The 13,728-nt window shown below is 74.6% G+C and carries 9 protein-coding genes and 1 tRNA gene; 4 read left to right on the forward strand and 6 right to left on the reverse strand.

The features are described from left to right. Window positions 1–1,331: 1,331 nt before the first annotated feature. The 3 genes from Ani05nite_RS29745 to Ani05nite_RS29755 all read left to right on the forward strand — a co-directional run bounded on the left by Ani05nite_RS29745 (window position 1,332) and on the right by Ani05nite_RS29755 (window position 3,063). Window positions 1,332–1,943, forward strand: coding sequence for a hypothetical protein (locus Ani05nite_RS29745; protein WP_203773882.1), 612 nt, complete (start codon window positions 1,332–1,334; stop codon window positions 1,941–1,943). 312 nt (window positions 1,944–2,255) lie between these two features. Continuing rightward, on the forward strand, window positions 2,256–2,846 hold the full coding sequence (gene orn, locus Ani05nite_RS29750; RefSeq protein ID WP_203773884.1) for an oligoribonuclease: 591 nt from the start codon (window positions 2,256–2,258) through the stop codon (window positions 2,844–2,846). Between the two features lie 141 nt (window positions 2,847–2,987). Further along, window positions 2,988–3,063: transfer RNA gene (locus Ani05nite_RS29755), tRNA-His, on the forward strand. Window positions 3,064–3,184: 121 nt separating this feature from the next. On the opposite strand, the gene Ani05nite_RS29760 is transcribed toward Ani05nite_RS29755, so the two are convergent. Both Ani05nite_RS29760 and Ani05nite_RS29765 read right to left on the reverse strand, forming a co-directional pair. Next, complete coding sequence (locus tag Ani05nite_RS29760; RefSeq protein ID WP_203773886.1) at window positions 3,185–4,066, reverse strand: MHYT domain-containing protein; 882 nt, start codon at window positions 4,064–4,066, stop codon at window positions 3,185–3,187. A gap of 156 nt (window positions 4,067–4,222) precedes the next feature. Continuing rightward, window positions 4,223–7,561 carry an ATP-binding protein gene (locus Ani05nite_RS29765; protein ID WP_203773888.1) on the reverse strand — a complete coding sequence of 1,113 codons (3,339 nt, stop codon included), beginning with the start codon at window positions 7,559–7,561 and terminating at the stop codon, window positions 4,223–4,225. 62 nt (window positions 7,562–7,623) lie between these two features. Between Ani05nite_RS29765 and Ani05nite_RS29770 the strand changes: the two genes are divergently transcribed. Beyond that, the gene (locus Ani05nite_RS29770) at window positions 7,624–8,493 is read left to right on the forward strand and encodes an alpha/beta fold hydrolase (RefSeq protein ID WP_203773890.1); all 870 of its coding nucleotides are present in this window, start codon (window positions 7,624–7,626) and stop codon (window positions 8,491–8,493) included. Here the strand turns inward: Ani05nite_RS29770 and Ani05nite_RS29775 are convergent. The 4 genes from Ani05nite_RS29775 to Ani05nite_RS29790 form a co-directional block, all read right to left on the reverse strand. Next, window positions 8,462–10,549, reverse strand: a complete 2,088-nt coding sequence (locus Ani05nite_RS29775) for an NACHT domain-containing protein (protein ID WP_239130762.1) — start codon at window positions 10,547–10,549, stop codon at window positions 8,462–8,464. The two genes, Ani05nite_RS29770 and Ani05nite_RS29775, sit on opposite strands and share 32 nt — an antisense overlap. 86 nt (window positions 10,550–10,635) lie before the next feature. Then, window positions 10,636–12,027: an NAD(P)/FAD-dependent oxidoreductase gene (locus tag Ani05nite_RS29780; protein WP_203773894.1), complete on the reverse strand. Its 1,392-nt coding sequence runs from the start codon at window positions 12,025–12,027 to the stop codon at window positions 10,636–10,638. Then, window positions 12,024–12,866 carry an ABC transporter permease gene (locus Ani05nite_RS29785; protein ID WP_203773896.1) on the reverse strand — a complete coding sequence of 281 codons (843 nt, stop codon included), beginning with the start codon at window positions 12,864–12,866 and terminating at the stop codon, window positions 12,024–12,026. The genes Ani05nite_RS29780 and Ani05nite_RS29785 overlap by 4 nt, the downstream gene beginning before the upstream one ends. Beyond that, window positions 12,863–13,726: an ABC transporter permease gene (locus tag Ani05nite_RS29790; RefSeq protein WP_203773898.1), complete on the reverse strand. Its 864-nt coding sequence runs from the start codon at window positions 13,724–13,726 to the stop codon at window positions 12,863–12,865. Before Ani05nite_RS29790 ends, Ani05nite_RS29785 begins: the two co-directional genes overlap by 4 nt. Between the last annotated feature and the right edge of the window lie 2 nt (window positions 13,727–13,728).

The raw sequence follows: 13,728 nt of genomic DNA on the forward strand, positions 1-13,728 counted from the left end.
AGGCGGCGGACCGCTCGCAGACGCCGACGCGGCCGGCGGACCGCTCCCAGGCGCCGACGCGGCCGGTGGACCGCTCCCAGATGCCGACGGAGCCGGCGTCTACCAAGGCTGACCAGGCCGGGGGGCCGGCATCCGCAGCACCGTCGAGGGCGGCCACCAGCCCGGCGCACGCCGCCGGGAAGGACGCGGGTGCGACCAAGGGCCGCCCGACCGGGGCGGCAGCCACCTCGCCGGCCGCCCCGAACCGGTCCGCCCAGACCCCGGAAGTGCGTCCCGCCCAACCCGCAGCGGCTCCCGGCCGGCCGGCGGCGTCCGCCCAGCCGGCAGGCTCGGCTCCGGGCCGGACTGAGGCGGCGTCTGGCCAGGCCGCGGACCCGGCCGATCGCCAGGCGGGGACGTCTTCTGGTCGGCCGGCGGCTTCGGCGTCCGGCCGGCCTGGGGCGGGGTCTGTTCAGCCCGCGGGCTCGGCTGCCGGCCAGGCGGGGGTGTCCTCTGCTCCGGCCACGGTGTCCGCGTCCGGCCAGGCCTCAGCTGCCGGTCAGGCCGAGGCGTCCTCTGTTCCGGCCGTGGCGTCCGCGTCCGGCCAGGCTGCGGCCTCGGCTCCCAGCCGGTCAGACTCGGCTGTCCCGGCGCGGCCCGCAACCGCGGCTGCCAACCCGACGACTGTGGGCGGGGGAACCGCAGCCCCGGCGCAGCCGACCGGCCCGGCCCGGGCGTCCACGTCCGCCACGTTCCAGCCGCACCACGTCGCCCCGGCCGCGCCCGGCGAGGCTGCCGGTCCGCGGGACGGGGGTGCGCAGGTCCCCGCCGCCGCGGCCAAGGCTCAGCCGGCTCAGCGGGACCCCGCGCCGACCCCGACGCGGCCCGCGCCGACGGACCCGACCCAGGTTCCGCCGACCAACCCGACGACACCGCGTCCGTCGGTACCCGGCCCGTCCCGGCCCGCCGACCCGGACCGCGAGCCGGTCCCGGCCGGCTCGGGCACCACCTCGGTCCGGCCCTCGTCGGCACCCGTCACCCCGGCCGGAGCCGGAAGCCAGGCCGCTGAGCAGCAGCACCAGGCCACGGCCGGCCGCACCCCGTCGGCCTGGCCCGCGTCGAAGCCGGCCGGGACAACACAGGCCGGACCCGCCTCGAAGCCGACGGGGACAACGCAGGCCTGGCCCGCGTCGAAGCCGGCCGGTACAACGCAGGCCGGGTCCGCCTCGAAGCCGACCGGTACAACGCAGGCCGGGTCCGCCTCGAAGCCGGGCGGGACAACCGACGCCGGACCCGCGTCGAAGCCGGAGCCGCACATCGCCGAGCAGCGCCACCGCCCGGCCACCATCCAGGTGAGCCAGAGCGCGGACGTCGACCCGGCGAAGCCGGTTCCGGCACCCTCCGCCGAGGCCACTGCGGCCACCGCCCTCTCCACGAGCGTGGGGGAGAAGGTGGCCGCCGCGGAGAAGGTGGAAGAGGCCGCGAGGGCTGCCGGCGCCGCGGAGAAGGTGGCCGCGGCGAAAAAGGTGGAGGAGGCCGCGAGGGCCGTCGGCGCCGCGGAGAAGGTGGACGCTGCCGACAGCAGTGGCAAGGCCGAGAAGGCCGCCAACGCTGAGAGGGCCGTCGTCGCCGCCGAGAAGGCAGACGCTGCCGAGAAGGCCGACAAGGCCGACAAGGCCGACAAGGTCGTGAAGGCTGACGAGGCCGAGGCGGCACAGAATGCCGCGGACACGGCGGAGAAGGCCGAGCCGGACAACGCCAAGCGCAAGCCCGAAGGCTCCCTCTCGCGGCTGGCGGCGTACAAGGCGGAGGTGGCGGAGCTGCTCGGCGGCGACTCGGCGGCCCGGCGGCGGCGGAAGAACACCACCGCCTCGGGGCTGCCCGCGCCCGATCCCGCCACCCAGGATCCGCCCATCAAGCTGACCCGTCCGCCCCGCAAGGGTGGCCCGCGCTCGAAGGACTGACCAGGCGCAAGCCCGGGCGGCCGCGGCCCGTGAGCCGGTTGCGGCCGCCCAGTGCTTCCGACAACCCCGACATACCGAAAAGGGCCCTCCGCGCTGCCGACGCGGAGGGCCCTTTTACCGGGGGAAACGGAGTAACCGAAGGGGGGCTTCGTCCGTTAAGCACACTTTACCCCGTTGATGGGCGAACTGGGTAGTCCTCGGCCCAATGCGGGCAATCTAGGGTGAACGTGCCCAGTGCGGGTGTCGCGTCCCCGGCGGGTGGGTACGGCGGACGCGGCGACACGCCTCCGGCCCGGCGCGTAGGCTGAGCGCGTGGCGGATCTTCTGGTGTGGATCGACTGTGAGATGACGGGTCTCGACCTGGGCAAGGATGCCCTGATCGAGGTGGCCGCGTTGGTGACCGGTCCCGATCTCAACGTTCTCGGCGAGGGCGTCGACCTCGTCATCCATGCCGATGACGCGGCGCTCGACGCGATGCCGGAGGTGGTGCGCGAGATGCACGCCAAGTCCGGCCTCACCGACGAGGTACGCCGTTCCACGGTCACCATGGCGGAAGCCGAGGAAGCCGTCCTGGCGTACATCAAGCAGTTTGTCCCGAATCCCCGCTCCGCGCCGCTCTGTGGCAATTCCATCGCCACCGACCGGGGTTTCCTGGCCCGCGACATGCCCGCGCTGGACGACTTCCTGCACTACCGGATGATCGATGTCTCCTCGATCAAGGAGCTGGCCCGCCGCTGGTACCCGCGGGTGTACTTCGGCCAGCCGCAGAAGGGCCTCGCGCACCGCGCCCTGGCCGACATCCGCGAGAGCATCCGCGAGCTGGAGTACTACCGCCGCACGGTGTTCGTGCCGCTGCCCGGCCCGGACGTCGACCAGGCCCGGGCGATCGCCGCGGAGCTGTAGGCCGGCGCCGAGCCACGCCGAGCGGTAACCCGGTCGACGGTGGGCAGGGTGCTGCCGCTATGCTTGTCCGGCACGCGCCGCGGAGGGTTTGTCCGCGGCAGGGTTGTCGTAGCAATAAGGTTGTCGTAGCAATGCGGCATGGTGGTCGTAGCTCAGCTGGTAGAGCACCGGGTTGTGGTCCCGGGGGTCGCGGGTTCAAGTCCCGTCGATCACCCCAGAGCAGTGAGGCCGGAAGGGTCAGTCGCACACGCGACTGACCCTTCCGCCGTTCGTGGCCCGCTCGGCCGGGGGAAAGCGACAGCCGGGTCTGGAGAGCCCGAGAAGCCCCCGGCGCAAGATCACTGCCCCGCGCGGTCCCGGAACGTCCAGGAGGCCCCGCCCGTCGGCATCCGCCGCCCGTTCGGCCCCTGCTGCGCGACCGGCTCGTACAGGTCGTCGTCGTCCTCGCCGTCCAGCCGTCCGGCCAGGTACGCCGCGGCCGCCCGGTCCTCCTCGGTCGGCGCCGCCATCAGCGCGTACACCAGGCCGAGGATGCCGAAGATGACGGTGAGGCCGATCGGGATGAGCAGGCTGCTCGCCGTGGCCCCGGTCACCGAGGCGCCGGTCGCGCCGTCCTGCCGTACCGACATGGCGGACATGCCGACGAAGTGCATGCCGTTGACCGCGATGCCCATGACCAGGGCGGACGCGAGGATGGCGAGCGGCCGCTGCACGGTCATGGCCAGCCACAGTGCCACGGTGGCCGCGACGACAGCGATGATGACGGCGGCCACCACCCGGCTGGTGAGGTAGTTGATGGTGCCGTCGAGGTGCATGGCGAACATGCCGGTGAAGTGCATCGCGGCCACGCCGAGGCCGGCGAACAGGCCGCCGATGACGATCCGCGCGCCCTGGACCTTGGTGCCGCGGGCCGCGATGGACAGGCCGATGGCGACGGCGCCGATCGCGATGAGCGCGCTGAGGGCGGTCACCGGGACGTCGTACCGGATCGGCAGGCCGACCACGCTGAAGCCCAGCATCGCCACGAAGTGCATGGTCCAGATGCCGGTGCCGCCGATGGCGACCGCCGCCAGGGTGAGCCACCAGGCGCGCCAGCCGGCGCTGGGCGCCGTGCGCAGCCGGACCGCGCACACCAGCCCGAGCAGTGACCCGAGCACGGACAGCGTGTAGCTGAACGTCGGCGTCAGCCAGCCGTGTTCGAAGTGGTGGATCTGCGCCATGCCTGGTCACTCCCTAGATCGGCCTACCGATGCATCGTGCCTGCCTTACCCGCGATCGGCATCGCCATGTGCGGCGCCGGCCCATGTTTGCGACGTTGGGAGGGGGCTGTTTTGCCTGTTCGGTGGCGCGCGGCCGCCGTCGATCGGGGTGGATGATCAGGACGGACGAGGGGCGGGTTGCGCCAGGTGATCGGCCACTGGACCGAGGGTGATCACGCCGCTGCCGGCCCCGGCGATCTCGCCGGCCGCCGGCCGCAGCTCGGCGCGCAGGCGCGCGAGCAGGGCTTGATCGTCCAGGGCGCGGGCCGCGCGGACGGCCAGGCACAGCCGCGCCTCACGCAGCAGGTCGTGCGGAGATTCCGGTACGGCCCGCAGCGCCGCCGCCGCCCCCACCCGATCGCCCCTGGCGAGCAGCACCAGCGGCCGGGCCCACGGCTCGTACGGGCCGAAGTCGCCGTCCGGGGCGCCGTCCCCAGCCAAGGTCAGCAGGGCCAGGGCCGGCAGCCCGTCCGCCATCCCCGGCATGCCGCTGCCGGCCAGCCTGACCTGCGCGGCCCGGTACGCGTCGGCCGCCTCCGCCGCCCGGCCGTCCAGGGCCAGGCGCAGCGCGGCGTACCACTGGGTCAGCACCGCCACCAGCGGCAGCTCGTAGCGCTCGGCCAGCCGGTCCGCGGCCGCCGCGTGGGCGTCCGCGACAGCGGGCTCGCCCAGCGCGCTGTGGGCCTGCATGAGGATCAGGTGGGCCAGCACCTCGAAGGTGACCAGCTCGTTCCCGGCGGCCAGCGTGAGCAGCTCGGCCCCGAGCGCGGCCCGCTCGGCGGCCAGCCCGGCGCGGCCGAACGTGTGCATGAACCGCGCGTTGAGGGCGAACGCCAGCAGCGCCGGATCCCCGGTCCGCCGGGCGATGGCCTCGGCCTCGCGGGCCGCCCGGTCCCCGCGGCCGGTGGTGGTGCCCCGCAGCTCCAGCGCGATGGTGCTCAGCAGCCGGCTGCGCTGCTCGGGCCGCAGCGCGCCGGGCCCGGCCAGGATCCGCTCGGCCTCCTCGACGACCTGCCGGGAGAGCTGGTCGTCGTCGTTGCGGGTCCAGACCGCCGGCACGGCGAAGGCGGCGAGCACGGTCGCCGCGAGATCCGGATCGTCGAGGTGCCGGACGGCGGCGACCGCCTCGGCCCGCAACCGGCGTGCCGCGTCCAGGTGCCCGGTCACGGCCAAGGCCCGGCCGAGCCCCATCACCGCCGCCAGCCGACCCCGGGCCTCGGCCGGCGTCCCGCGGTCGTACGCGTCGATCGCCTGCCGCCACAGCCGGGCCGCCTCGTGCGGCCGCGAGCCCCGCTCGGCCCGGTCGGCGGCCGCCGCGGAGTAGCGGGCCGCGCGGGCCGCGGTGGCCGGGGTGGCGGCCCGGGCGAAGTGGTGGGCGAGGGCGGCGACGTCCCCGGGGCGCAGGCGTTCCAGCGCCTCCCCGGCGGCGGCATGCCAGTGGGCGCGGCGCAGCGCGGACAGGTCGCCGTAGATCGTGTCCCGGACCAGCAGGTGACCGAACCGCGGCCGCCCGCCCGGACCCTCCTCGGTGAGCAGGCCCTCCGTCAGCGCCGCGTCCAGGCCGTCCAGCACGGCCGCCTCGTCGCCGGTCAGCAGGGTCAGCAGCTCCGGGTCGACGTCGCGGCCGAGCACGGCCGCCTGCCGCAGCACGGTCAGCGCCGGCTCCGGTAACCGCGCCAGCCGGTGCCGGATCACGTCGCGGACGCCGGCCGGCACCCTGTCCAGGGCGGCGCCGCCCTCGGCGGCGAACAGCCGGGCAAGTTCGCGCACGAAGAACGGATTGCCGCCGCTGCGGCGATGGATCAGCCGCGCGGCGGACGCGTCCAGGCCGGCCCCGGCCACGGTACGGGCCAGCGCCCCGGCCGCCGCCTCACCCAGCCCGCCCAGATAAACCCGCACCGGCTCGGTACGCGCGAACCGGGCCAGCGCCGCGGTCAACTCCGGCGTGATCTCGGTGGCCCGGAAGGTCCCGACGACCAGCACCGGCACCGCCTCGACCACCAGCGCGGCGAGCAGCTCCAGCGTGCCCTCGTCGGCGCGGTGCAGATCGTCGGCGACCAGCAGCACGGGCCGTCCCCGGGCGGCGGGCGCGGTCAGGCGGGCCACCGCGGCTCGCCGCGCGCGGAACCGGGCCACAGCCGGATCCCCGGCGGCGGCCTCCGGCTCCTGCCCGCCGGGCCAGGTCACCGGCGCGCCGTCGTGGCCCGGGCCGTGCCCCCAGGTGGCCGTCCAGCCCCGCGCGGTCAGCCGGCGGCTCAGGGCCTCGGCCAGGGCGGTCTTGCCGGCGCCGGCGTCACCGGAGACCAGCGCGAGCGCGGCCCGGCCCCGCGCGGCGACGGCGTCGGCCAGGCCCACCAGCCGGCCCAACTCCTCATCCCGCCCGAAAAGCCCATCGGCCGCCGACCCGGCCAGTCCCGGCCCGGCGGGATCCGGCCGGGGAGAGGCCGCTCCGCGTCCCGGCCCGGCTGGATCCGGCCCGGGAGAGGCCGCTCCGCGCCCCGGCCCGGCTGGATCCGGCCCGGGACAGGCCGCTCCGCGCCCCGGCCCGGCTGGATCCGGCCCGTGGCCCGGCCCGCGGAAGGCCGTGCTGAGATCCGGCCCGGCGCGAGGCGGCCCGGCGGGAGCCGATCCGGCGGAAGACGGCCCGGCGACGGCATCAAGCCCGGGGCGCACGGCCGCGTCCGGGCTCAGGTGCGGAGCCTGGGCCAGGATGTCGGCCGCCAACCGCTGCAGCCGGGGCCCCGGATCCACCCCCAGCTCATCCGCCAGCGCCGCCCGTACCTCGCGCAGCGCAGCCAGCGCCGCCCCCTGCCGCCCGGCCCGGTACAGCGCCAACGCCAGCAACCCCCAGGCGTCCTCCCGCAACGGCTGGGCCGCGGCGTGCTCGCGCAGGCCCGAGGCCGCCTCGGCAGCCCGGCCCAGCGTGAGCAGCGCCTCCCCCCGCCGCTCGAGCGCCAGCATCCGCAGCTCGTCCAGCCGGTCGATCTCGGCGCGGGCCCAGTGCTGGCCGGCGTACTCCGCGTAGGCGGGCCCGTGCCACAGGCCGAGCGCCGCCTCCAGCCCAGCCAGCGCCGGGCTCGCCGCGCCGGCGGCGAGCAGGTCGCCCGCCGCGGCCACCGCCGCCTCGAACCGCCAGGCGTCCACCGCGTCCGGCGCGGCCGGCAGCGCGTACCCGGGCGGCGCGGTGACCAGCAGCCGGGCCGGCTGCCGCGGCGCCCGGTCCGGTTCCAGCGCCCGGCGCAGGTCCGACACGAAGGTGCGCAGGGCCGGAACGGCCCCCTTGGGCGGCCGTTCCCACAGGTCGTCGACCAGCCGGTCGACCGGCACGACCCGGCCGCGGGCGATCAGCAGGCGGGCCAGCACGGCCCGGTGCCGGGGACCCTTCAGCGGTACGGGACCCAGCGCCGTGCCCGCCCGCACGGGCCCGAGCACGCTGAAGGTCACCACGTCACCCATCTAAGCAGCGCGCTGATCCGCCGTTGACCGGCTGCTGATCCGTCCCGGGCACCGTGGCGGGCATGAACCCCACCATCACCGGATTCGACCACCGGCGCGTCACCGTCGCCGACGGCGTGGCCCTTCAGGTCGCGGTCGGCGGCTCGGGCAGCCCGATCGTGCTGCTGCACGGCTTCCCGCAGACCCACCTGATGTGGCGGCACGTCGCCGCCGACCTGGCCGCGGACCACACCGTCATCTGCCCCGACCTGCGCGGCTACGGCGCCAGCGACAAGCCCGCCGGGGACGCGTACGCCAAGCGGACCATGGCGGCCGACGTCGTGGCGCTGGCCCGGGCGCTGGGTCACGACCGGTTCGCCCTGGCCGGCCACGACCGCGGCGCCCTGGTCGCCATCCGCGCCGGCCTGGACCATCCGGCGGCCGTCACCCACCTCGCCTCGCTGGACGTGCTGCCGACCCTGGACATGTGGGAGGTCATGCACGGCGTCACCGCCGCGGTCGGCTTCCACCTGTACCTGATGGCGCAGCCGCCCGGCCTGCCCGAGAAGCTGATCGGGGCCGCCCCGGACGCCTTCTTCGGCCACTTCCTGGACGTCTGGACCCGGCAGCCGGACGCGATCCCGCCCGAGGTACGCGCCGCGTACCTGCGGGCCTGTCGCGAGGCGGTGCCGTCGATCGTCGCCGACTACCGGGCCTCGGCCGGCGTCGACGTGGAGCACGACCGCGCCGACCGGGAAGCGGGCCGACGGCTCCGGATGCCGGTGACGGTGCTGCAGCAGGACTGGGGCGCGGCGCTGGGCTTCGACGCGGCGGCCATCTGGCGGGCGTGGGCGCCGGACCTGGAGCACCGAACCGTCTCGTGCGGTCACTTCATGGCGGAGGAGGCCCCGGCCGAGGTGGTCAAGGCTCTGCGCGAGCTGCTGAGCCGGTAGGCGCCGGTGCGGCCAGGTGGTCCTGCAGCAGGTTGTGGCGGAACTGGTAGACGCCGCCCGCCTGCCGCAGCACGCCGCGGTCGTGCGCCTCGGCCAGGGAGCTCATCAGCCGCAGCGGCATCCTCCGGCAGGCGAACAGCACCAGGCGGGCGACGCAGAAGTGCCCCCAGGCGCCCAGGACGAGTGTCGCCACCGGGAGCAGGCCGAGGACGGCGGCGGAGTAGGCGATGGCGTCGAGGGACATGCCGGTCGGGACCCCGGGGGCGAAGGCGGCCGTGGCAATCGCGAACACGCTGGTGGCCGCGCCGACGACGGCGGAGTTCCGGTCCTCGATCAGCAGCGCGGCCGGGCTCAGGCCCCGCTGGGTGTCGCCGCCGGCCGGGGTTCCGCCGGCTACCAGCGTCAAGGCGGTTCCCGCGGCGAGCCCCGCCACCACGCCCGCCGCCGGTGCCTCCATGGAGGCGCCGAGCAGGGCGACCGGACAACCGATCACCAGCAACGACATGGGCAGCTGGGCGAACGAGACCCGTCGCGGGTACCACTGGCCGTCGAACAGCCGGCGGGCCAGCCCGACGGCGACTCCCAGCGCCGGGCCGACCGCCAGGCCGGTGCGCAACCAGCCGGAATGTCGGTGGAGCTCCGCCACGTCCTCGGCTGAGGCCACGCCGGCGACGGCCACGACCAGCGCGACGAGCAGGGCCGTGGCGCTCAGCAACACGGTCGTCAACTGGCCGGCCGGTCCGGGGGAGATCTCGTTCAGCCGCCACCAGGTGAGGTCGTAGGTGCGGTCGGCGCGCAGGTGCCGGGCCAGCGTGGTCAGCGTCCGCCGCGCCGTACGGGCCCCGGCCGAGGTGCGGCCCGGATGTCCGCCGACGGCCGCGGTGTAGGCCGCCGGGATCAGCTGCTGCAGGAGGTGCTTCTCGATGCCCGCCCGCGTCGTCGCCCACCGGGCGGTGAGCAGTTCGCCCGGGTCGCTGTCCCGGTGCTGGTAGACGACCCGGGCCAGCCAGATCATCAGCGGGGTGGACAGGGTCTGGGCCAGCGGTGTGCCGCCGCCGGCGGCGAGCTGGGCCAGCACGGGGCTCCACCGGGGAAGCGGATGGTCGGTGCCGTCGACCAGGTACCGGGCCGCGTCGTCGGGGGTCATCGGTTGCAGCTCGACGACCGGGGTCCGCGCCAGGGGTGACGAGACGTGGACGGCGCGCTCGTAGGCCTTCGTCCGGCTGGTCAGCACGAACCTCGCACCCGATCCGGCGGCCGCGGTGATCGCCGCGAGCGCGCGACTGTGGTGGATCGGGCTGATCTCGTCGAGCCCGTCCAGGATCGGCAGGATCATCCCGCGCGCCACCAGCTCGCGGGCCAGCGTCCGGCGACCCCCGCCCGGCGCCTCCACCGGCGTGGCCAGCAGCCGATGATCGGTGGCCAGCCGGGCGGCGACCCACTCGTCCAGCGGCTGAGCCGGGTCCCAGCCGGCCACCGGCAGCAGGACCGGCACCGGATCGTGCTCGCCGCGGCGCTGGAGCAGCTGCAGCGTCAGGCGCAGCACCAGCATGGATTTGCCGGCTCCCGGCTCGCCCAGCACGACGAGGCGGCCGGGGGAGTCCGGATGGTCGAAGACGTCGGCGACCCGGTCGTAAGTGCCCTCGAGCGGGATCTCGTCGGCGTCCGGCGTGCCGCGGACCGCCGCCCAGCTGACCATCAGCTGCCGCGCGCGCCGGGTCACCTGCCAGCGCACCCGCAGCGGCCACGGGTCCTGGATCTGCCGGGCCACCTCCTCGGCCGTCCACTGCTCGATCTGGGCGCGGGCCAGCACGGCCTGCGCCGTGGTCAGCCGTTCGGGGGTCACCGTGCCGGCCTGGTCGCTGTCCTGGAGCCACAGCCACCGCAGGGCCGTCACCAGCACGGCCACGGCGGCGGTGCCGCCGAAGATGATGCTCGACCACTGGTCGGCGTGCGCGCGGCCCTCGGCGGTGAGGAACCAGGACAGTGTCGCCGCGGCGGAAACGGCGAAGATCAATAGGACGAAGAACCACACCCGGGGACGTTTCCACCACATCGGCACCCGGACATGATGGCCGTGCGGGCGACCGGACCGTACCGTCCGTACGGCCAGTCATCACTGTGGATCAATGGCGCCGGGTCCTAGGAGTCGAAGCCCAGGCCGACCTTGTCCAGCGTGCGCAGCCAGAGGTTGCGGCGGCCCTCGTGGGCGTCGGCGCGCGCGATCGACCAGCGGGTCAGTTCGATCACCCCGGAGCGCACCGGCTCCGGCGGGAACGGCAGGGGCTTGCGCCGCACCATCTTCAGCCGGGTCAGCTCGGTTGGTTCGCCGCCGAGCAGGTCCAGCATCACGTTCGCGCCGAAACGGGTGGCGCCCACGCCCAGGCCGGTGTAGCCGACCGCGTAGGCCAGCCGGCCGCCGTGCGCCGTACCGAAGAAGCCGCTGAACCGGCTGCACGTGTCGATCACGCCGCCCCACTTGTGCGTGAAACGCACGTCTTCGAGCTGCGGGAAGGTCCGCGCGAAGTGGTCGGCCAGCACCGCGAACGTGGCCTCGCGCTGGTCGCGTTCCGGGCTGATCCGCCCGCCCCGGTAGTAGATCGCGTCGTAGCCGCCCCACAGGATGCGGTTGTCCGCGGTGAGCCGGTAGTAGTGGAACTGGTTGCCGGCGTCTCCCACGCCCTGCCGGCGGCCCCAGCCGACGGCGGCCAGCTGCGCGGCGGTCAGCGGCTCGGTCATCAGCACGTAGTCGTAGATCGGGACCACGTAGTGGCGCAGCCGGCGCAGCAGGCCGCCGTGCGCGCCGGTGGCCAGCGCGACGTGCGCCGCGTCCAGCCGGCCCCGCCAGGTGTGCAGGCGCAGCCCGGCGCGGGTGGTGGTGATCCGCTCCACCCGGGAGTTCTCGTGGATCCGGACGCCCAGCTCGAGGCAGGCCCGGCGCAGGCCCCAGACCAGGCGGGCCGGGTCCACCATCGCGCAGCCGGTGCGGTCCCACACCCCGCCGAGATAGGTGGGGGAGTTCACCTCCGCGCGGACCCGGTCGCGGTCCAGCAGCGCCACGTCCAGGCCGCGGGCGGCCGCCTCGTCGTGGTACGCGGTCAGCTCCCGCAGCTGCCACTCGGCGGTCGCCACGTTGAGCTCCCCGGTCCGGGCGAAGTCGCACGCGATCCCGTACCGCTGCACGGTCCGCTCGATGTCGTCCAGGTTCTGCCGGCCGAGCCGCTCCAGGGTGTCCATCTCGTCGGGGAACCGGCTCAGCCCGTTGTCGAAGCCGTGGGTGAGGCTGGCCGCGCAGAACCCGCCGTTGCGTCCGGAGGCCGCCCATCCCGCCGTACCGGCCTCGACGACCACGACGTCGCGGCCCGGGTCGCGTTCCTTGGCCAGCAGCGCCGTCCACAGCCCGCTGTAGCCGGCGCCGACGACCGCCAGGTCGGCGGACTCGACGCCGTCCAGCGGGTCGGCGGCCGGCGGCGCGCCCGCCTGGCCGAGCCAGTACGGCTCGGGGATCGCGTCGGCGAGCGCGCGCGCCGTCATGCCGCCGGTCTCCGCGGTCGCGAGCGGATGCTGGTCACCACCGCGATCAGCACCCCGCCCAGGAAGATCAGCGTGCCCATCACGTTGACCTGGGGCGGCAGGCCGACCCGGGTGGCGCCCCAGATCCACAGCGGGAACGTGGTGGTGGTGCCCGCGGTGAAGTTGCTGACCACGAAGTCGTCGATGGACAGCGCGAACGCCAGCAGCATCCCGGACATGACCGCCGGCATGATGATCGGGAAGGTGATCCGCCAGAACGTCGTCCACGCGTTGGCGCCCAGGTCCGCCGCGGCCTCCTCGACCGAGCGGTCCAGGGTCAGCACCCGGGCCCGCACCACGACGGCGACGAACGAGATCGAGAACATGATGTGCGCGATGGTGATCGTCACCGCGCCGAGCCCCACGCCCAGCGACACGAACAGCGTCAGCAGCGAGGCGCCCATCACCAGCTCGGGCGAGGACATGGTGGCGAACATGATCAGGTTGACCGTGCCGGAGCCGCGGAACCGGTAGCGGCCCAGCGCGTAGCCGATGCCGGTGCCCAGCGCGCCCGCGACGACCGCGGTGGCCACCGCGACCAGCAGCGAGATCACCAGCGCCTTGGTGAGCTCGTCGAGCGCGAACACCTGGCCGTACCACTTGAGGGTGAAGCCCTCCCAGGTCTGGTTGTAGCGGCCCGGGGTGTCGTTGAAGCCGAACAGGATCATGACCAGCACCGGCAGCGTCAGCCACCCGATGACGATCCACGTGTAGATGTGCAGGGCCCGCCCGCCGGTGAGCCGGGACCGGCGGGGAGCGGCGACGACGGCCGTCTCCTCCTCCTCGAGCACCTGGGTCATCGCGCCGCCACCTTCATGACGTCCTCCGTGCCCAGCGCCCGGGCGTAGGCGAAGACACCGATCAGCAGCACGGCCATCAGCGTGAACGACAGGGCCGACGCCGTCGGATAGTTGGAGCTGGTCAGGTACTGCGACTGGATGACCTGCCCGATCATCGTGGTCGAGGAGCTGCCCAGCACCGCCGAGTTGACGTAGTCGGAGCTGGCCGGCACGAAGGTCATCAGCACGCCGGCGAACACCCCGGGCAGGGCCAGCGGCAGGATCACCTTGCGGAAGGCGGTGGGCGGGTCCGCGTACAGGTCCCGGGCGGCCTCGACGACGCGCGGGTCGATGCGTTCCAGCGCCACGTAGATCGGCAGCACCATGAACGGCAGGAAGTTGTAGACCAGCCCGGAGATCACGGCCACCGAGGTGCCGAGGATGTTGAAGCTCTCCGGCAGGATCCCGGCGCTCTTCAGCGGGCCCAGCAGCATGCCCTCGTCGGTGAGGATGTACCGCCACGAGATCGTCCGCAGCACGAACGACACGAAGAACGGCAGCAGCAGCAGGAACAGGTAGGTCGGCTTGCGCCGGCCGCCGTAGAAGGCGATCCAGTACGCGACCGGGAACGCCACCACGATCAGCACGATCGTGGTGACCGCGCCGTAGATCAGCGACCGCACCAGCTGGGTGCGGTAGTTGACCACGGCGTCCACGTAGGTCTGCCAGTGGCCGGTGAAGGCGTACCCGGAGACGATGTCGCCCTGCTGCAGCGACAGCGACAGCATCGTCACCATCGGGATCACGAAGAACAGCAGCAGCCACAGGCCACCGGGCAGGATCAGCAGGTAGGGCGCCAGCACGCGCCGGGAACGGCCCACGG

The organism is Actinoplanes nipponensis, assembly GCF_016862275.1.
Classification (GTDB): Bacteria; Actinomycetota; Actinomycetes; order Mycobacteriales; family Micromonosporaceae; genus Actinoplanes; species Actinoplanes nipponensis.

Coding starts and splice junctions, on each gene's coding strand:
- Ani05nite_RS29760 (WP_203773886.1), bottom strand. CDS start 4,066: ATGGCGCAGATCCACCACTTCGAACACGGCTGGCTGACGCCGACGTTC.
- Ani05nite_RS29785 (WP_203773896.1), bottom strand. CDS start 12,866: ATGACCCAGGTGCTCGAGGAGGAGGAGACGGCCGTCGTCGCCGCTCCC.
- Ani05nite_RS29765 (WP_203773888.1), bottom strand. CDS start 7,561: ATGGGTGACGTGGTGACCTTCAGCGTGCTCGGGCCCGTGCGGGCGGGC.
- Ani05nite_RS29775 (WP_239130762.1), bottom strand. CDS start 10,549: ATGTGGTGGAAACGTCCCCGGGTGTGGTTCTTCGTCCTATTGATCTTC.
- Ani05nite_RS29770 (WP_203773890.1), top strand. CDS start 7,624: ATGAACCCCACCATCACCGGATTCGACCACCGGCGCGTCACCGTCGCC.
- Ani05nite_RS29780 (WP_203773894.1), bottom strand. CDS start 12,027: ATGACGGCGCGCGCGCTCGCCGACGCGATCCCCGAGCCGTACTGGCTC.